Below are 21645 nucleotides of genomic sequence, written 5' to 3'. Positions count from 1 at the left end.
TAACTGGTAGTCTGTTAGAATTTTAAAGTGGCTGGCAAATACTTACTTACCAAATCTTCATAATAAGGTTTTAGTTGTTTTGAGTTTGGTTTTTTAGGTGCCTTAGTATATAAATCGTAAGGATTAAATTTCTTTACCCATTCAAACATTTCAATGTCCTTTTTGTTCATTAAATGTGTATAGGCATTCTCTCTATGTTGGGCGTAAAAGGAATGGTAACGAATTATATATAGTGCCGGTTCAGGTAAATAGTTTTTCATGATTTGATATAGATATTCGTCGTGGCCCCAACTCATTTTTACTTGATCTAGACCGCACTTTGGAGTATAGATACCATAATGTGTGTTATAACGTTCGTCTTTTGAATCAGGATTTTCTTTAAAAAATTCAGGATACACTATTTTGTTCGAAAATTTGCAACCCACAGGAAATGTGTCTCCAACTACAGCCCATTGCGGCTCACCAAAAAGACAAAGAACTTTACCGATGTCATGTAAAAAACCAGTAAGTACAAACCAATCGGGATGCCCATCGGCTCTTATAGCTTCTGATGTTTGTAGCAAATGTTGTAATTGGTCTAAATCAATATCGGGGTCACTGTCGTCAACTAAAGTGTTTAGAAAGTCTACGGCTTCCCACAGAGACATTTCTTTTTTATTGAATTTTAGAAACTCTTCTTCCTTTTTACTTACAAAGTCGTACGTTTGAAGTTTATGATTGAGTCGGTAAAACTCTCTTACTGTTTTGGCGCGGTCTGAATCTACATAATTCCGAAATTCCTCTTTGTTTTTTACAGGCATTTCAGGTTCAGGATAGCGTTGTTTTAAATTTTCTTCCCAATCATCAATGTTGAGCATCGGGTTTCCTTTATTGGTTTTAGATACAGATCCCATAATTTAATTTTTAAGATTTTTAATTGTTGAAGATATTAATTGAAATACACTGTTAACTACGCAATTTGTTTTTATTAATACTTAATCGTTTACTTTTCAATTCATTAGATGAATTCAAATATAGCTTAGCATATGAGTATGAATTAAAACGACTTATTTCTCAAATTTATAAATGAAATAATATCTTGTAATGGATGTTTTATTCAAAAACATGGATATAATAGCCTTTTTCAATTTATTTAATTAAGTAAGTAGTTTGGACCTTAATGCATTTACATGAAATTATTGGCACTCCATGTTTTTGAAGAAATTGTCCATTTTGATTGTGTATTAAACTTATAAATTTATCAAAAAACATGTTATTTCAATTTTAAACGCCAGAAAATGAACAATAAAGTATCTCGATGCGAATTTATCAAACTAGGAGGGCTAACCTTATTAGGTGCAATAACAACCAATTTTGCTTTTGCTAGTAGCGCTTTTAAAAAAGAACTTAAAACTTTGGATTTAGAGTTATTAAAAAGGCTCGTAATAAATAACGATTTAAAAACAAAAAGTATTTTAGAGGGGAATGTATTGGCTGAAATTCATTTGCTTAGTTCATTTCGGCATCTAGGAAAAGATGTATCAATTATGACTGCTGCGTTATGTAATGAAAATTCTAAATATTATAATTCAAAATTTTTAATAGAGAAACTAAATCAGTATTTGGATGCTATGCTCGAAGTTCAGTATGAAGATGGTACTTTGGATGCTGGAGGAAATAGACAGTCTCCTCCTGATACAGCTTTTATATTGGAGTATATGTGTGCAGCTGCGTCAGTTTTAGGTCAAAATAAACTTGCCCAACTAAATGATTCAAAAGAAAAGTTGAAAACATTTATCATAAACGCAGGAGAGGCTATGGCTACAGGAGGAGTTCATACCCCAAATCATAGATGGGTTATTAGTGCTGCCTTAGCAAATATAAATTCGCTTTATCCAGAGCCTAAATACATTCAAAGGGTTAATCAATGGTTGGCAGAAGGGATTTATTTTACTAAAGATGGTCATTATTCTGAGCGTAGTGGTGTATACTCGGCTGTAATAAATAAAGCCTTTATAACTATGGCGAGACATCTTGATAAGCCTGAACTATTGAATTATGTTAACCAAAACTTAATGACTTATTACTATCATACTGAAGACAATGGAGATTTGGTTTCAGTTGAATCCAGAAGACAAGATCAGTTTATGACTTTAACCGTTACAAAATTTTATTTGCAGTATCGTTATATGGCAATCAAAAAGGAAAATTCGGTTTTTGCCTTTATGGTTAAATTTATAGAAACACTTCCCGATTTTAAAAGTGCTATTTTATCTAATGACCTAGTGTTTTTTATGGAAGATGAATTGCTGCAAAACCAGGTCCCACTAACAGCGAATGGATCCAATAATTATGAGAAGTTTTTTCCTTTAACAAACTTAGTTAGAATTAAAAGGGAAAACACATCTATTACTCTCTTTGGGGGCAACGATAAACCTGTAATGATTGTTTCAGGAAGATCGTCAAATCCTAATTTTTTGATGTATCGTAAGGGTGATGCCATATTAAAATACATGCGACTTTCTACATCGTTTTTCAGAATGGGGTATTTTAGTAGCGATGGCATTGAAAAAGTAGGAAATAAGTATGTTTTAAAGGAAACTAAAAAGGCTGATTATTATCAACCTCTCCAAGAGGCTTATCAAAAACCAGATGGAGATTACGAGTTATCACCATCTTTGGATGGAAGATTTTGGAATAAAATGGATTTCAGTTCTCGAAGAACAAGTAATGTAAAAAAGCAAATTACAATTATTGAAATAACAGAAAATAAAGGAGCCTTAGAATTGGATTTTAAAGTGGATGGCCCCCCTAATGTCGAGGTAACCATAGAAATGTGCTTTGATCAAGGAAGCCAATTTACAGGAGGATTTAAAGATGCAGAAGGAAATTATTTTTTAGATTTGGGAGAAGGCCTATTATCAAAGGGAACTGACTCAATAAAAATAGGTCCTGGCAAGATTGGACATAAAAATGTTAGTAAGTTAGATAGTGAAGAATACACCTATCACCAAGGCACTTTACGCACAGAGGGGACACATGTTTATATTACAGGTTTTACTCCTTTTAAACATAAAATGACTTTAAGATAATATTATTAAAGTAAAATGTATTTTAATTAAATTAATCTAATATTATTAGAATAAGATATTATAAATAGACTAAAAAATGAAGACATACTTTTTTAACGGCTTTAAATTTTTCAATGTTATTATGTTTGTGTTAGTAAGTGGTATTTCCACTTCTCAAAACAAACCAGTGAACGATGTAACTAAACCATTACATCTTTTACAGCCAGATTATCCAACACCCTATGGCCCAACATCTCAAGAAAAAGTTATTGAAACATTAAATAGTATATATAGGTTTTTGGATAAATCTACACCTACGAAAATAATTGATAAAAGAACACAAGAGGAATTAAGTCAATTAAATGATTATGCGGATTTTGCAGAGGGACTTTTTAGATTAACCAGTTATGAATGGGGGGTTACGTATGCAGGAATGCTTCTTGCGGGTCAAGAAACTCAAAATGAAAAGTTTTCCAAATATACAATTGAACGATTAAATCAAATAGCGGTTTTAGCGAAATATTTTAAATCAATGGATAGCGATGACATTGAAATACCAAAATCAATTCATTCGGTTTTGCATCCTAAGGCTTTAGATGATGCCGGAGCTATTTGTGCTGCTATGATAAAATTAAAACGACTGGGTAAAGGTAAAGATCTTGATCCATTAATAAAGAATTTTATTGATTACATAAGTTTTAATCAATATCGATTGAAAGATGGTACTTTGGCAAGAAATCGTCCTCAGGCTAATACATTATGGTTAGACGATTTATTTATGAGCGTTCCGGCGCTAGCCCAAATGGGAAAGCTTACAGGTGAAAAAAAATATTATGATGATGCAGTTAAACAGGTGCTACAGTTTTCTGAGCGTATGTTTAATAGTGAGAAAGGACTATATATGCATGGTTGGGTTCAGGATATGGAAATGCATCCGCAGTATCATTGGGCAAGAGCAAATGGATGGGCAATAATGGCAATTATAGAATTGTTAGATGTACTTCCAGAAAGTCATTCGGGGTACCCTTTGATATTGAAACAACTTAAACTTCATTCGGCGGGTTTATCAAAATTTCAAGATCAGACGGGATTTTGGCATCAGCTAATAGACAGGAATGATAGTTATTTGGAAACATCGGCTACTGCTATTTTTACTTATTCTCTAGCTAAGGCAATTAATAAAGGCCTAATCGATAAAAAAGCATATTCACCAGTTGTGCTTTTAGCATGGAATGCCATATCAACAAAAGTTTCTCAAACGGGGGAAGTTGAGGGTACTTGTGTAGGGACTGGAATGGGTTTTGATCCAGCTTTTTATTACAATAGACCTATTCATATTTTTGCAGCTCACGGCTATGGGCCGGTGATTTTGGCAGGAGCAGAAATTCTTCACCTAATTAAAAATAATGAATTTGAGATTAACGATAGCTCGTTACAACTAAAATACAATAAAATGTGATGTTATAAAGTGTGAAAAATGAACTAATCCATAGTATTCAGATAAATTTATAATACTATTTAAATGACGTTCAGTACCCTATTTATATGAAAACATATGTGAAGAATATTTTAAAATCACAAATAGGAGTTTCAGGTTTTCCTGCCACCCCGACAAAAAAGCCTGATGAGATTCATCAGGCTTTTTTATTGTTCTTTATGTAAGTTGATTTAATCTACAACTGGACATTTAGCTTTGTATAAAATAGCGATGTCGTTTGTGTTATTAGTTATTATATAATTGGTGTTAGCAACTATTACAATTACTTCTCCTTTCCTTAAATTAATTGTATTCTTGTCATCTTTAATTTCAACCGAACCTTCCAATGCAATAATAATTTCTAAAGTATTTGAAGCGTGGGTGTAATTTTGGTTAACATCAATTTTTATTGAGCTAAGTTCAAAATCGGGGGCTGGACTTTTAAAAACACGTTCAACCTGATTTTGTAAATCACCTGTTAATATGTTAGGAATCGTTTCTTCAAAAGCCACATGCTTTAATAGCTCATCAACGTCAACATGTTTTGGTGTTAATCCACCACGTAACACATTGTCTGAATTAGCCATTAGCTCCATGTTTTGTCCTTCCATATAGGCATGCGGAATTCCTGCATCCTGAAAAACAGCTTCACCAGGAAGCGCTTTTACGATATTAAAGAAATATATAGAATAAATACCTTTATCTAAATCGCCTCCTGGACAAAATGTTAAATAAGCTTTTGCTGCCCAGAATTCTGGAGTGGTTTTGTCGAGTTTGTTTTCTTTGTAAAGTGGTAAAATACGATCTATAAGTGGTTGTAAAACGGCATTGGTTTTACTTTGTTCTTCCTTCATCACAAATTCATACAGTTCGCGATAGCCTCCGTCTTTAAAAACCGATATTAGATTTTGTAATTCTGGTGTGTTATTAAGGGTTTCAATTAATTCATTTTCTGGTTTAAAACCATGCAGTAACCAAAATTCACTTAAGGCCACCATAATTTCGGGTTTATGGTTGTCGTCTTTGTAATTTCTATAACTGGCGGTAAGCGGAATATTTAGTTCGTTTTCCTTTTTAAAACCTTTTTCTGCTTCTGTTTTCGATGGATGCACTTGAATTGAAAGCATGTCAGACACATCTAGGACTTTAAACAAAAATGGTAGTTTTCCAAATTTTTCATAAACGGCTTTACCTAAAACTTGCTCGGGTTTATTGTTTATATAATCGTTTAGTTTTTCATCTGATTCTAAAATAATTGAAGGTGCTTTATCGTGAGCGCCCATCCAGTACTCGGCACATTTATCGTTTGTTGGTTCTAGGCCTAGTAAATTTGGTATAAATGTACTTCCGCCCCAATCATAATTTTGTATAACTCCCCTAATTTTAAATAGCTTCATTCTTTTCGTTTAAGTGTTATTCTAATTCTGTTTTAGTGTGGTAAAATTATGGTTTCCTCTAAAAATATACTAAAACAGAAGAAATAATTTTACAAATGTTAGTTGTACTAAAGTAACGATTATAAATGTATACGCTTATTAATAAGTTCTAGTGAATTAGGAGCAGCTTGTCTTCCTGATGCTGGAATCAGGTAAAAATACAAAAAGGGAGGTTAGGCACTTAAATAGAGCCTTCCCTGTAAAATTCTTTATTTGAACAGGATAGTGCAGGATGGATTAACAGAATTTTAACTTTTAATTTGAATAGTTAATTACAAGATATTGTATTAATATTTACAGGGTTATGTAATCGATAACCTTAAAACAACAACAACTAAACTAAATTATTAACAATTAAACTATCTATCTATTCCTTAAAAGACATTCCTTTTATATAAAATTCGGCAACACCGTTTTTTAATTTTTAACAATCTAAATAAGTCAAACTATAATGAAGAAAAGAATACGCTATTATTTGCTTTTTTCTCTACTTGTCTTTTTTCTAGCTAGTTGTAGCAAAAAAGAAGTTGATGAGTACTATGCAAGACCTGACAATCTTGAACCACCTATTTATCAGCAATTAGAAGCTCAAGGAAATTTCACAAACTTATTAACGCTTATCGACCTTGCAGGATATAAAGATATTCTTGGAAAGGCAGGGTATTGGACCATGATGGCTCCTAATGATGATGCGTTTAACGCGTATTTCCAAGCCCAGGGAATTTCTGACGTATCGAGCATCGATTCTCTAACTGCATCAAAAATTGTAAAATATGCTTTAATTTATAACGCATTTCGCACAGAACGGCTATCCGATTTTCAATCTAATATTGGTTGGGAAGAAGATTTAGCTTTTAGAAGAAGAACAGCCTATTACGACGGCTTTCAAGAGAAAGTTATTGATGGTACACCTACAATTGTTGTTGGGTCGAACCGTAACAATGTTGAGGGCGGCGATTATTACATCTCAGGAGATAACAACAATAAATATGTTACTTATTTTACCGAAGAGTATATGAGTGCAGCTTCGTTAGGGAGCTACGATTACAATTATTTCTTTCCAAATTCGACATATACTGGATTTAATGTCATGAGTTCGGAAGTGGTAAAAGCTGATATTGTTGCTGAAAATGGAATAATCCATGAAGTTAATAGGGTAACCTTACCACCATTAAACCTAGATCAGAAAATTGAAGGCAGTCCAAATTACAGTTTATTCTATAAATTATTAAACGACAATTTAATTACCTATTCATTTGATCAGGAAGCCACAACAACGTATCAAAATTATACACAAAGTTCAGAAGATGTTTATGTAAAAGTATACGATCCAACCTTATCATTTTCGCCTAATAATGAAAACTTTTTAAAAGTTACCGATAATGACGGACAAAGTGATGGCTATACTTTAATTGTTCCGGAGAACTCTGTTTTACAAGGATTTATTGATGAGGTGTTGTTGAAAAATTATTCAGCATTAGATAAACTACCTATTTACGTATTTCAAGATTTTATCAATGCTCATATGATTCAGGCAGCCGTATGGCCATCTAAAGTTACTGGTTACAGTAACGCTTTAGAGGAAGATATACGCATAGATATGGATAACGATGTTGTTGAGGCAGAATTACTTAGTAATGGGTTTTTCTACGGAACGAATAAAATACAGGCTTCAAATTTATTCTTTAGCGTGTATACTTCGGCGTATTTAGATCCTGATTTTACCTTGGCTACTCGATTATTTAATGATGGTTCAGGATACCGAGAAATAGCAAGTAATATTTATAGAAATTATACATTATTTCTTCCTTCGGATGAGGTGTTAATGGGGCTAGGTTTCGACTACGACATTAACAGGTCAGAATGGGTTTATAATTCACCTGAAACAGGAAATGAAGTACGTGGAAGCTTAGCACGTGCACGTATTGCCAGAGTGTTATACAACGGAATTGTACCAACACCAAATATGGAAATGAACGACCTATCTGGGTCAGGAATTATTCGATCAGGAGATTTCGATTTACCGGGAGAGTATATTAAATGGGAAAGCAATCAGGTTTATGCCGCAGGTAACGAAGTATTGGGTAATCGTGTGAATATTTTAGGTTATGAAGATCAACAAAACGGTCGTACTTATTATATTGATAATATTTTGGAATTCAGTGAAGAATTTCAAGGTGTAGACTTAGCCGAATTAGCTACAGAAGCAGGGTCGCAATATGAATATTTTTATGAATACTTAAAAAGTAGCGGACTTTATGATGAGGCCTCGGGTGCAATAGACGGAGTAGAATTAGGTACGCCTTTTACTTTTGTTATTCCAAGTAACGATGCGATCATGCAAGCGGTTATGGATGGTGTTTTACCAGGGGATGCCGTAACAGGGGTTCCAAATTTTACACCTGCTAATGATACTGAGAGAGAAGGTATAGCAAACTTTGTTAAATACCATTTCTTAGCGACTCGTACAGCGTCGGATGATGGTTTAATTAACGGGTTAACAGAAACCTTACTTAAAACCGAATTTGGAGAAAAAACTTATGTGAACATTGTTTCTGCACCAGGTGATTTAAGCTTTGTTGATGCTGGCAACCGCGTTGCAAACTACATTCCTTTAGAAAGTAATCATTTAGCCGATCGTACACTTATTCATTTAGTAGATAACTATCTTTTATACACGGAATAAAATGAAATATAATATAACCAACTTACTTTATAGTGTTTCACTGGTATTGATTTTCTTTACATCATTCCAACTATCTGCGCAAACTTCAGATCAAGTGGTAAGAGGTCAAGTTGTCGATGCTAAAACCAACGAACCCATTTTGGGGGCAACTGTTATTGAGCAGGATGCCGAAAACAGAACCGTAACGGGGGTAGTTACCGATTTCGATGGTAACTTTGCCATCCGAATTAAAAATACAAACCACAAACTAGTAGTTTCAACTATAGGCTACACCACACAAGCACTAGAGATAGGAGTAATACGAGAATTTAAGGTGGCTTTAGTTGAAAAGGTAGAAGGCTTAGATGAAATTGTTATTACGGCTGCAAAAGGAGCCGATGATGGTTTATTGAACATAGCCGACAGAAATTTAACAACTAGTGTGGTAACCGTTAAGGCTAGTGATATTCAAAATACTCAAGCAGCATCTATTGATGAGGCCCTTCAAGGTCGTGTACCTGGGGTAGATATTACAGCAAACTCTGGAGATCCCGGGGCAGGGATGCAAATTCGTATTAGAGGTACTTCGTCTATTACAGGATCTTCCGATCCGTTAATTGTTGTAGACGGGATGCCTTATGAAACGTCTATTCCAGATGATTTTAACTTTGGAACTGCCGATCAACAAGGCTATGCAGCACTATTAAATATTGCACCTTCCGATATTGAAAGCATTACCATTTTAAAAGATGCCGCAGCCACTGCTATGTGGGGTGCCCGTGCTGCAGCTGGGGTGTTAATTATTAATACAAAACGTGGGGCTGTAGGATCGCCTAAAATTGGCTATTCATTTACGGGAACTTACATGGAATTACCTAATACTATCCCGATGCTTAATGGAGATCAGTATTCGCAATTAATCCCCGAAGCTTACATGAATCGTACAGGAACACCATTACCTACATCGTTACCAGAGTTCCAGTACGATCCGCAAGAAGTATATTACTATAAAAACTATGGCAATAATACCGATTGGGTTGAGGCAATCACGCAAACCGGCCTTACCGGAGAGCACAATATTTCACTGCAAGGTGGTGGCGAGCGAGCGCGTTACTATTCTTCGGTAGGGTATTATAACTCAAGAGGGGTAACAAAAGGAACTGCTTACGAACGTATTAATGGTCGTTTAAATTTAGACTATGTAGTTTCCGATCGCATTCGCTTTAAAGCTGATATTTCGTATACGCACTCCGATACCGATAGAAATTATGTGAATTCTTTTGATAGATCAAGAGATTATGACTTACTAAGAAGTGTAGCCTATGTGAAAATGCCAAATATGAGTATTTACGAATATGATGATGTCGGAGATATAACACCCAATTATTTTTCGCCAGCAATCAATATTCAAGGCGCTTACCCAAGGACTTATAACCCTGTGGCGATGGCAGAATTTGCTACCAATAACCAGATTGGAGAGCGTATTGTACCGCACTTTAATTTGAAAGTCGATTTAATTCCAAACCGTCTAATTTCTACTTTCGATATTCAGTATGACTTTAATAGCACAAAGGCGAAATCATTTTTACCACAAAATGCTACAGGTAGACCGTTTACCGAAACTGTAGTTAATAGAGCTTCCGATTCAGATGTAGATATAACCAGTATTACTACAAAGACCAATATTGTATATACACCAGATTTAGGAGAGAAACATAGTTTTCAGTCTATTTTGTCATTACAATCTAATGATGTACGTGTAGAAACGCATGAAGTTTTAACATCAAATACTGCATCTTCTTTACTGACTGACCCTTCGGTGCCGTCGCGAACACAAAATTCAGAATTAGTCTTAAATACTTTTAATGGACAATCCAGAAATGTAGGTGCACTTATTAATGCGCAGTACGGCTATAACGATAAATACCTTTTTAATGTAGGGCTTCGTGCCGATGGAAATTCAAAATTTGGACCAGAAAACCGTTACGCTTTATTTCCATCTGTATCTACACGTTGGAGAGTGTCTTCAGAGAAGTTTATGGAAAGTCTAGATTGGGTTGACGATTTTAGTATTCGTGCCAGTTTAGGACAATCTGGTAGAGCTCCACGTAACGACTACCGTTATTTTAATATTTATAGCAATTATGCGACAGAGTATTTGGGCTTAAACGGAATTTATCCCGCAAACATTCAATTAAATAATTTGCGATGGGAAACCTTAACAGGTTCTAACTTAGGATTTAATATTCAATTATTCGATAAACGCATAATGATGGATATTGATTTGTATAAGAACAGAACCGAAGACTTATTGTTTAGAAATATAGACATCACTTCAGTTTCGGGGTATTCTAATTTATCCGATCAAAACGTAGGTGTTTTAGATAATCAAGGATGGGAAATAGGTTTGTATACTACACCATTTAAAAATGATAAATGGACTATTGATTTCAATTTCAATATTTCTAGAAATGAAAATGTTATACGTGAAATTTCAGAATTTTATCCTAACGAAAGTGGTAATATAGACCGTAATGGCGAGTACAAACGCTTTTTGCAGGTGGATAATCCATTTGGGTCGTTTTACGGGTACAAATTCAAAGGGGTATATTCCGATTTAGAATCTACAAAAGCACTTGATGCCAATGGTAACGTAATTATTGGGCCAAACGGACAAGAAGTGTATATGCGCTTTAATTATCCGAATATAGACTACACCTTCCAACCCGGAGATGCCATCTACGAGGATATTAATAAGGATGGAAACATCGACAGTCGCGACGTGGTTTACTTAGGAAACAGCAATCCTAAATTTACTGGTGGTTTTGGACCGTCGTTCTCGTATAACAAACAGTTTAAATTACAGCTGTTCTTTACTTACCGTTTAGATTACGATATTATTAATGGAACCGATATGATTACAACCAATATGTATGGTTTCGATAATCAAAGTACCGCGGTATTATCGCGTTGGAGAAATCCTGGAGACCAAACCGATATGCCGAGAGCTATATACAGAGGCGGTTATAACTGGTTAGGTTCTAGCCGTTATGTAGAAGATGCTTCGTTTTTGAGATTCCGTTCGGCAACCTTTAGTTATAAGTTTGGAGACAAGTTTTTAAAGAGTTTAAAATTAGACGATTTAAACCTGTTTTTTACTGCCGACAACATTATGACATTTACTAAGTATCGTGGTCAGGATCCAGAGGTAAATATGCGTGGAGGCGATCCTTTCGGAATTGCTATAGATAATGCGCGTACACCGCCAACTAGACGTTTCACCTTAGGATTAAGAACCAGATTTTAAAAACTAATTCAACATGAGAAATAAAATAATATATAACCTAGTTTTAATTGTTGCACTCCTTGCACAGGCTTGTGATAGTTATCTAGATTTGCAGCCGGAAAACGGAACAACTCGTGACGAATTCTGGAAAACAAAAGAAGATGTTCAGGCAGCCGTAATAGGAATATATTCAGGACTATTAAATACGCCTGGATCTGGAACTACTATCGCAGAATACAGTTTTATGTATGGCGAATTACGTGGGGGTATGGTAGGAGCCGGAGCAATTTCAAGTGATGACCAAAGAGATATAATAACATCAAATATATTACCATCGAATACAATTTCGAATTGGGGAACGTTCTATACAGTTATAAACTATTGTAACACAGTAATCGATTTAGCTCCAGACGTACTTGCTTTAGATCCTACATTTACGCAAGAACAACTAAATCAGTATTTATCTGAAGCGTTAGCAGTAAGGGCGTATTTATATTTTACCTTAGCAAGAACGTTTAGAGATGTGCCTTTAAAGTTAAATGCCACATTATCGGACGATGATAATTTTCAAATTCCAACGTCGACTCAAGACGAAATTTTTTCACAAGTGGTTACCGATTTGACAACTGCTTTAGGTTGGGCTGTTGAAGATTATGGCGATAACCCTTCAAACAAAGGAAGAATTACAAAGGATGCTATTAATGCCATGCTTACCGATGTGTATTTATGGCAAGAGGATTATCCCAATGCTTTAATTGCAGCCGATGCAGTTATTAATTCAAGTCTTGGTTACGAGTTAATTCCAGGAGGACCGTCTTGGTTCACCACTGTATTTGCAAGAGGAAATTCTACAGAAAGCATTTTTGAATTTCAATATACGCCAGAAAACAGAGGACCATTTTACTCTATCTTTTTACAACGTCCAGAATACTTAGCTGAAGCCAGTGTTTTAGATGATGTTTTCGGGTTAGATTTCGAAGACCCTGAAAATAAGGATATTCGTGGCGAACGCGCTTCATTAGTTCCGGGAACGAATGAAATATACAAATTTACAGGACTAAATGCCGACCTAAGAAAATCCTTTTCAGAATCGGATACGCATTGGTTTGTTTATCGTTTTGCCGATGTATTACTTATGAAAGCCGAAGCACTGAATGAATTAGACCGCGGCGATGAAGCTCTTGAGATTATAGAAAGAATTAGAGAATCTCGTTTAGCTATTGAATTAACAGAAGAACAAGTTACTGGAGATGATAAAAATGGCGTACGCATGTACATTTTAGCCGAAAGAGCCCGTGAATTTGCTTTTGAAGGGAAACGTTGGTTCGACGTGTTACGTAATGCCAGAAAAGATAGTTATGCTAACATAGATATCATTTTAGGAATTGCCATTGCAACCGCACCAGCTAATCAGCAACAAAGTATTGTTGCGAAACTTAAAGATCCTAACAGCCATTACTTACCAATTTATGAGTATGAGCTGTATACCAATAAAGCACTTGAGCAAAATCCGTTTTACAAATAAAAAATTGTGTCATGAAAAATATATTCAAATTACCTAGTATGTTAAGATTTGTGTGCTTGACCCTTTTTGCAACGTTGGTTGTATATAATTGCTCCGACGAAAAGTTTAAAGAGTCAACGGATGAGACGTTGAATATCACAGAATATTTAAGAGCCAATACCGATCAATATTCGCTTTTTCTACAGATTTTAGATATCACCGATTATGCATCGTTTATGAACACCTACGGAACATATACTTTGTTCCTGCCTACAAACGAGGCAGTAGAAGCTTTTATGACCGATTACGGAGTAAGTTCATTAGAAAATATTCCTTTAGAAGATCTTCAGGAACTAGCAAAATTACATATTCTCGAACAAAAAATTGAAACCACTTCCTTTACCGACGGAAAGATTGCAACACCAAGTATGCAAGGACAGTTTTTAATTACAGGTGCTACAAATAGTGCCGACGGATCGAGTATTACCGTAAATAAATCTGCTAAAATTACCACTTCAAACCTCGAAGTAGGTAATGGGATTATCCATGAAATAGATAAAGTTCTTATAGTAGCTACAAAAACCTTAGCTCAAACTATAGAAGATGAGCCGTCATTATCATTATTTACCGAAGCTTTAAAAGCTACAGGTTGGTATGATGAGTTAGATAGACCAATTACTTATGTTGATAGTGTGCCATCTTATTTAAGTGTAATTGCGCAAACTAATGCTGTTTTTGAAGAAGCAGGATACAGCAATTTAGACGATTTAAAAGCGCGTTACAGTCATTTAAACGATCCAATGAATCCAGAAGACAGTTTAAACTTGTTTGTGGCTTACAGAATTTCTCCAGGCTTAAACTACTTGGCGGATTTAGCTGTTACCCCAGCGTTATTAACAAAAGCTCCTTTAGAAGTTATTAGTATTAAATTATCGGCAGATAGTCTTTTAATCAATGAAGAAACCTTTAATGGTATTCTTGAAAAAGGTGTTCAAATTGATAGAGAGCCTAGTGATGAAACCGCAACCAATGGAGTTTTACATCTTGTTAAGGAAAATTACTTCATCAAGAAACGTTTACCTGCCCCTGTATATTTTGATATGGCAGACCAGCCAGAATTCCGTCAGTTAAGTTCGGTGTTTAGAGTTCCTGGCATGTGGGCTTCATTATCTGATTCTGAACTTTCTAACATGACATGGGAAGGAAGCCCGAGTATAACCTATACCTGTTTCGATCTAGGTAGCTCGAGCAGACCAGGATGGCATGGAGACGTGTTGGATGTATTGCGCTTACGTGATGGATATATTAATAATATCGAGTTTGATACTCCTGTAATTATTAAAGGGCAGTACAAAGTTTGGATTTCATGGCGTCAGAATAGTCGTGCTCCAAATTCTGTTCGTGCATATTTTAATGATACGCAATTGGCAAGAACCTTTAATATGCAGGAATATGGCGATAGCAGTACACCAGAACGTGTTTTAGAATCGCAAGGTTATAAACGACATATTGATCCTTTCACATCACGTTACAACTGTAGACTCTTAGGAATTATAAACGTTGAAACGACAGGAAGACATAAATTCAGACTACAATCTTTAGCGTATGCAGGAGGTAACAGTTGGTTCGATGTTTTAGAGTTTAGACCTGTGGATATGGATCAATTATATCCAAAGTTTGAAGCTGGAGGTGACGGACTAATTTACGAGTAATAAAAGGAAAACTAATAATTAAACTAATCCAATTAGGATGAAGATATCAATAAACACATATTCTAAAGCTATCATAGCAAGTTTATCTCTTTTGGCTGTGGTTTCATGTTCCGATCCCTGGGATGACCATGCAAAGAGTTCAGACGAGAATTTAAAACAGAATTTAGGTGAACGTCTTACCAGTATTTCCGAAACTTCGGAATTTGGTAAGTTGCTTACCGAAACGGGTTACGACCGCATTTTGGCAGGATCTAAATCATATACTGTGTGGGCTCCTAATAACGCCGCTATTGCTGCAGTTCCAAGTAGTGAATTGAGCGATATGCAAAGTAAAAAACGCTTTGTAAGTAACCATATTGCATTAACAGAATTCGGGTCGGTTTCAACACAAGATACAGTTACTGTTGAAATGTTATCTACCAAATATCTCGAATTTATAAATGGTTCGGTAATGGATGGAGCACCCGTGGTAACAGCCGATCAGTACACCTCTAATGGTTTATATCACATTGTAGGTGATGCCCTAATACCGCGAGAAAATATATGGCAATATATCAAAGGAATGAACGGTAGTAATGCCATGAGTACCTATCTGGCGTCTCTGGATGAATTTAATATTTATCAATCTGATAGTATTGCGAAGGTAACCGCTGAAACTTTTCCAGGAATTTATGCAGATTCGTTAAGTAATTCGTACTTGAAAAATGTATATAACTTAAATAATGAGAAGAATAAATACACATTCTTTTTACTTGAAGATGACGCTTATAATACAGAGGTTCAAAAATTAGAGCCTTATTTAACAAAAAGTAATGCCGATTCTACAACAACCTATGCCAGTTATTTTAATACCAGAGATTTTGCATTTCATAAATCGGTAGCACAGGAAAATCTACCCGATACACTGGTGTCTAGATTTGGAGTTAAAGTTCCAATCGATAAATCGAATATTGTTGAAGAGGTGCATTTAAGTAATGGTGTTTTATATGTAATGAGTGCCTTGGATGTGCCTTTAGAAACACGTTTGTTAACTCAGCAAATTGAAGGCGAAAATCCAATAGGATTTAGTCAAGGCGATAAACGAGGTAATACGTATTACCGTGAGAAGGAAGATTTAGATGGTATGCCATTTGAAGATATTATGGTACAAAACCATGGAGAACCATTGTTCTCTATTTTTTACAGCGCACAAAACCTATACAGTACCACATACAAGGTGTATTGGAGAGCTATAAACGATATTCAGTCGAATACGTTTCAGCAGCGCTTACGGTTTGGTGGTATGATTAATGAAATGGGAGACGTAGTAGATGAAATTGCAATTCTGGATTATACCGATGTGCCTCCAAATGATTACAACGAAGTATATATAGGTGAATTTACACTTGATGAAGCAGGTAGCTTAGACCTCATATCATTAATTGCAGCCAATTCGGGTAGTAACGGAGTGAACACGCTAACCTTAGATTATATAAAACTAGTACCAGTTATTAAATAATGTTTTTTAAACCAACTATTATGCACAAAATATTTAAACTAACCGGTCTATTTTTAATACTGCTTTTTGGAGGGGCTTTAGTGAATCTTAATGCGCAAAACAACGAAGATTCTAATGCAGAAAGTACCCAAACGAATAAGGGTATTGAAATTAAAGGCCTTATAAAAAATGCTAAAACAGGAGAGGGAATAACCGGTATTAATATAGCTGTTAAAGAGTTTTCAGCAGCCATTTCAGACGATGATGGTAAATTTTCTATTAATGTTCCTCATTTAAACGTATTGTTACTGGTAAGTGCCGAAGGATATCAAACAAAAGTTGAACCTTTAAATAACAGGTCTTCTGGTGTAGAAATATATCTGTTTGAAGAAGATTATTCACATTTTTACAGGTCGGCGACATTACCCGGAGGCGATGAGTTGCAATACACAAATACCAAAGCTTCAAATGTTATCGACTTAAACAAAGACCAATGGGGTAACCCTGTTAATCAATCTGTTGGTAATTTCCTGCAAGGGCGAGTTGCTGGTTTAAACAGCGTTGGTAAATCTGGTGTGCCAGGTGCAGGAGCTTATTTAACCATACGAGGATTTAATTCTCTTTACGCAACTAACAGACCATTAATTGTAGTTGATGGTATGGTTTACGACGATAACGACTATGGTTCAGGTATATTACAATACAACAGTTCTTCTCCATTAGCTATGATTGATGTAAAAGATATTGAAGATATTACTGTTTTAAAAGATGGATCATCAATTTATGGCGTAAAAGGGGCTAACGGCGTTATTGTTATTACAACCACACGACCAACAGAGTTAAGTACAAAAATAGACTTTACTATGTACTCTGGTATAAATGAAGACCCGAAACACATGCCAGTTATGAAACCTTGGGAATTCAGACCGTATTTGTCTCAGGTATTAGCTACACGAGGCGATAGCCAACAGCAAATAGCAAATATGCCTTGGATGACAAATGACTCCCAAAGTGATAATTACTATGCGTATCACAACAATACCGATTGGCAGGATCAAGTATTTAAAAGTAGTACAAACAAAAATTATTTTTTAAAAGTACGTGGTGGAGATGATATAGCTAAATATGGTTTATCTATTGGCTTTTTAAATAATGAAGGGGTTATTGGAAAATCCGATTTAAAACGCTATAGTACCAGGCTTAATGCAGCATTAAGACTTACCGATAAGTTATCGGTAGATACCAATTTATCATTTATTTTTAATGAAGAAAATCTTTATGATCAAGGGCCTGCCTATAAAACCAGTCCATTACATTTAGCGCTTACAAAATCACCTTTTACGGCGGTAAATGTGTTTGATTATCAAGGAGACGAGTCACCTAACTTATCAGATGTGGATATGTTTAATATTGGTAATCCAGTTTCTATATTAGAGAATGGTATTGGAATAAATAAGAACTACCGTTTCTTTGGAAACTTAAACTTCAATTATGAGCTCAATGATAATTTAAAAGCTAATTTAATTATCGGTTTAAATTACAATAAAGAAAGAGAGCGTTTCTTTATACCAGATTTTGGTGTTGCCGACATTGCCTTACCAACAGCAATTGCTGGTAATAGAAGTGGTAGTGAAGTACAACGTTATTATTCTTTATTTACTGATGCATATTTAACCTATACCAAAAGTATTAATTTTAAACACAATTTTGATGTACGTATTGGTTCTCGTACACAATCCAATGAATCGGAAAGCGATTTAGGTTTGGGCTACAATTCGGCTACTGATGATTTTACAACTGTAGGGTCTGGTAGCAACCTTTTGAGATATGTTGGAGGCCAAATAGGAGACTGGAAATGGGTAAATAATTATTTAAGTTTAGATTATAATTATGTAAATAAATACTTCTTAACATTAAATACAGCATACGACGGATCGAGTCGTTTTGGTGAAAGTGTAAATTTTGCACCTATGGGATCCTTATCCGCAGGATGGTTAATTTCATCTGAAAACTTTTTAAAGAATGCCAGCGCAATCGATCTTATAAAACTTAGAGCTTCAGCAGGAATTAGTGGTAATGATGATATTGGTAATTATACTGCACAACAACTTTACGTGTCGCAAAACTTATTAGGTATGCAAGGACTTGTAAGAGGAAATATTGGTAATCCCGATTTAAAACATGAAAAGGTTACCAAATTAAATGTAGGTTTAGATGTGGCTTTATTTAAAGAACGCTTTAATGCAAGTTTTGATATGTACTCTAATAAAACCACCGATATGATTACTTATCAAACCACTAATACAACCTCAGGTTTCGATTATATGGTAACCAATAGTGGAAGCATGCAAACCAAAGGTTTTGATTTAGGTATTAATAGCAGACTTATTAATTCCCCTGATGTACAATTCGATTTGGGAGTGAATTTAAGTGCCTATGAAAATGAAATATTAAATCTGCCAAACGATCGCATTATCACCAATTTTGCAGGCGCTACATATATAACATACCCAGGGCTGGAAGCAAATTTATTCTATGGATACCAAGCCAACGGTGTTTATAGCACAACCGCACAGGCTAGTGCTGATGGTTTATTCCGTCGTTTAGATAATGGAACTTTAATGCCGTTTGGAGGTGGTGATGTTATTTTTGAAGATTTAAATGGAGATAAGATTATCGACGAAAGCGATCGCAAGATTATTGGAAATCCGAACCCGGATTTAACAGGAAGTGTTAGTGCAAACCTAACCTTTAAAAGGTTTACAATTTCTGGACTATTTAATTTTTCGGTGGGTAACGATATCTACAATGGAGTTCGTCGCAATTTAGAATCGATGAGTGGTTTTGATAATCAAAGCATAGCCATTAATAATCGCTGGGTGGCCGAAGGGCAAGAAACCACAATTCCTAAAGCAACATGGGGAGATCCTATGGGGAATGCCGCATTTTCTAGCCGTTGGATAGAAGATGGTTCTTATCTGCGATTAAAAACCCTTATGGTGTCATATGACATTGAATTGGATTCAAATTTTGTGAGATACCTAAAATTATACGCTAGTGGAAATAATTTATTTACCATAACCGATTATTTAGGTTTTGATCCTGAGTTTAGTGCTACTTCTTCTATTTTCGGTCAAGGTGCCGATGTAGGACTTGTACCTCAGTTTATGACCGTTCAATTAGGATTACGCTTAGGATTGTAATGAAATTAATTTTAGAGAAAAACATGAAGACAATGATTAAAATAACTAGAAATAAAGTCACTATAGGAGCCTTGGCTGCGCTTTTAAGTCTTACGTCTTGTCAAGATTATTTAGATATAGAACCGAAAGACAAATTAAACAGCGATCAGGTTTATCGAGATATTTTCGATGCCGACGCTGCTGTAGTGGGGATTTACGGTAAGTTTATGGGACTGGCAGAAAAGTATATCATTTTAAATGAGCTTAGAGCCGATCTCATGAGTCCAACCGATAATGCCGATATGTATTTGCAACAAATTAATGAGCATGCGGTAACTTTAGACAATCCTTACGCCAATCCTAAAGATTTTTATGAGGTTATAAATAACTGTAATGACGCGCTTAAGAATTTTCAAATAATGAACTCTGAAAATAAAATGGATACAGGCGAATTTAACGAGCGTTATTCAGATATTGGCACACTTCGAAGCTGGTTGTATTTACAGCTCGGTATGCATTACGGGGAAGTACCATATGTTACAGAACCTATCGCAAATATTGATGATGTGCAAAATGAAAATCTTTATCCAAGGTTAGCATTACCAGAGTTAGTAAATCAGTTAATCGATTTTACCGAAGGGTTACCATACAGCAATCCGTATAGCGCAGGTAGTACTTTAGTAATCGATGTAGATGGTTATAATACCGCTAAATTCTTTATTAATAAAGAGTGTTTATTAGGTGACTTACAATTATGGGCCAATAATTATACTCAGGCAGCATCGCATTACAAAACGGTAATGGAAACAGCTAGTAATAGCGGATCCGATTCAGAACGCTATGACGTTTACCGTGTTAAATGGGCTGAAATAGCAAGTAATAATGATTTAGCCGTAGGTTATATACGATACCGCGAACAAGACGCCCAGGCGCTTGTTAACAATAATACGCAAGGATGGCGTTCTATGTTTGCAAGAGAACAGGATGCTTTATGGAATACGGAGTGGATTTGGTCTTTACCATTTGATAGTAACTTTGCTCCTAAAAATCCATTTATCGATATGTTTTCAAATCAAGGTGGAGAATATTTAGTAAAACCATCAGGACGAGCCATGCAACTTTGGGACGATCAAACACAACGTAATGGATTTGCTTATGACGCCAGAGGGGAAAAGTTTTCATATAATATGATAAATGGTCAGCCAGTAATAATGAAATATTTGTTTAAATATATCGATACCGATACACAGTTGCCATTCGATATTTTTCAAACGGGCGGAGACTGGTTTTTATATCGTGCTGCTAAATTACATTTAAGATATGCTGAGGCTGCAAATCGCGATAATCAGCATAAAATTGCCGATGCACTTTTAAATTTTGGAATTCAAAATGCATATACAGTCGCTGGTGTAACCGATGTTACAGATATAGAACAAACGCACTTACCGTTTCCTTACGATTTCGATGCCAGACAGGGCGATTTCCCTTTCTTTAGAGGTAATTGGTATCGTAATACAGGAGTTCGTGGTCGAGCCTATGTAGAGCGCGCAGAAGTTTTAGGTGATAGTTTAACATCTATAGAAAATAATTTAATAAAAGAAGGTGCTTTAGAACTGGCTTACGAAGGAAACCGCTGGGGCGATCTCGTTCGCGTGGCGCTACGTCGCAACGATCCAGCTTTTTTGGCGGATAAAGTATATGAGAAACTTTATAATGATGGCAACCCAAAAGCCAGTGAAGTACGCAGTAAATTAATGAGTACAAATAATTGGTATTTGCCATTTGTTTGGAAAGAAGACGAATAAAGTTATTATTCAATTTAGTTTATTTATGTTTTAGCTCCGGGGCGTTTTGGC

Annotated in this window: 11 protein-coding genes; 9 read left to right on the top strand and 2 right to left on the bottom strand. The window is 35.3% G+C overall.

Features of this window, described 5'->3' with window-relative positions; all coding sequences use genetic code 11:
* Positions 1-14 precede the first annotated feature (14 nt).
* The gene (locus ICJ83_RS08620; protein ID WP_188229983.1) at positions 15-893 is read right to left on the bottom strand and encodes an inositol oxygenase family protein; all 879 of its coding nucleotides are present in this window, start codon (positions 891-893) and stop codon (positions 15-17) included.
* Positions 894-1277: 384 nt separating this feature from the next.
* Between ICJ83_RS08620 and ICJ83_RS08615 the strand changes: the two genes are divergently transcribed.
* Together ICJ83_RS08615 and ICJ83_RS08610 are read left to right on the top strand one after the other, a co-directional pair.
* On the top strand, positions 1278-3071 hold the full coding sequence (locus tag ICJ83_RS08615; protein WP_188229982.1) for a hypothetical protein: 1794 nt from the start codon (positions 1278-1280) through the stop codon (positions 3069-3071).
* Between the two features lie 76 nt (positions 3072-3147).
* Positions 3148-4509, top strand: coding sequence for a glycoside hydrolase family 88/105 protein (locus ICJ83_RS08610; protein WP_188229981.1), 1362 nt, complete (start codon positions 3148-3150; stop codon positions 4507-4509).
* A 209-nt stretch (positions 4510-4718) separates the two neighbouring features.
* Here ICJ83_RS08610 and manA read toward each other — a convergent pair whose 3' ends face one another.
* Positions 4719-5924, bottom strand: coding sequence for a mannose-6-phosphate isomerase, class I (gene manA / locus ICJ83_RS08605; RefSeq protein WP_188229980.1), 1206 nt, complete (start codon positions 5922-5924; stop codon positions 4719-4721).
* 490 nt (positions 5925-6414) lie between these two features.
* Between manA and ICJ83_RS08600 the strand changes: the two genes are divergently transcribed.
* Genes ICJ83_RS08600 through ICJ83_RS08570 form a run of 7 tightly spaced genes read left to right on the top strand, consistent with a single transcriptional unit; the run spans position 6415 to position 21594 of the window.
* Entirely contained in the window at positions 6415-8649 is a 2235-nt protein-coding gene (locus ICJ83_RS08600; RefSeq protein WP_188229979.1) for a fasciclin domain-containing protein, read from the top strand.
* A gap of 1 nt (position 8650) precedes the next feature.
* Positions 8651-11935, top strand: a complete 3285-nt coding sequence (locus tag ICJ83_RS08595) for a SusC/RagA family TonB-linked outer membrane protein (protein WP_188229978.1) — start codon at positions 8651-8653, stop codon at positions 11933-11935.
* 13 nt (positions 11936-11948) lie between these two features.
* On the top strand, positions 11949-13439 hold the full coding sequence (locus tag ICJ83_RS08590; RefSeq protein ID WP_188229977.1) for a RagB/SusD family nutrient uptake outer membrane protein: 1491 nt from the start codon (positions 11949-11951) through the stop codon (positions 13437-13439).
* A gap of 11 nt (positions 13440-13450) precedes the next feature.
* Positions 13451-15130 (top strand): fasciclin domain-containing protein, encoded by a 1680-nt coding sequence (locus tag ICJ83_RS08585; protein ID WP_188229976.1) that lies wholly within the window; start codon positions 13451-13453, stop codon positions 15128-15130.
* 37 nt (positions 15131-15167) lie between these two features.
* Positions 15168-16628, top strand: a complete 1461-nt coding sequence (locus ICJ83_RS08580) for a fasciclin domain-containing protein (protein ID WP_188229975.1) — start codon at positions 15168-15170, stop codon at positions 16626-16628.
* Positions 16629-16648: 20 nt separating this feature from the next.
* On the top strand, positions 16649-19810 hold the full coding sequence (locus ICJ83_RS08575; protein WP_223154668.1) for a SusC/RagA family TonB-linked outer membrane protein: 3162 nt from the start codon (positions 16649-16651) through the stop codon (positions 19808-19810).
* A 32-nt stretch (positions 19811-19842) separates the two neighbouring features.
* Positions 19843-21594, top strand: coding sequence for a RagB/SusD family nutrient uptake outer membrane protein (locus ICJ83_RS08570; protein ID WP_188229973.1), 1752 nt, complete (start codon positions 19843-19845; stop codon positions 21592-21594).
* Positions 21595-21645 lie beyond the last annotated feature (51 nt).

This window comes from Aestuariibaculum sediminum (assembly GCF_014596945.1).
GTDB lineage: Bacteria > Bacteroidota > Bacteroidia > Flavobacteriales > Flavobacteriaceae > Aestuariibaculum > Aestuariibaculum sediminum.
This window is presented reverse-complemented; position numbering and strand designations above follow the sequence as displayed.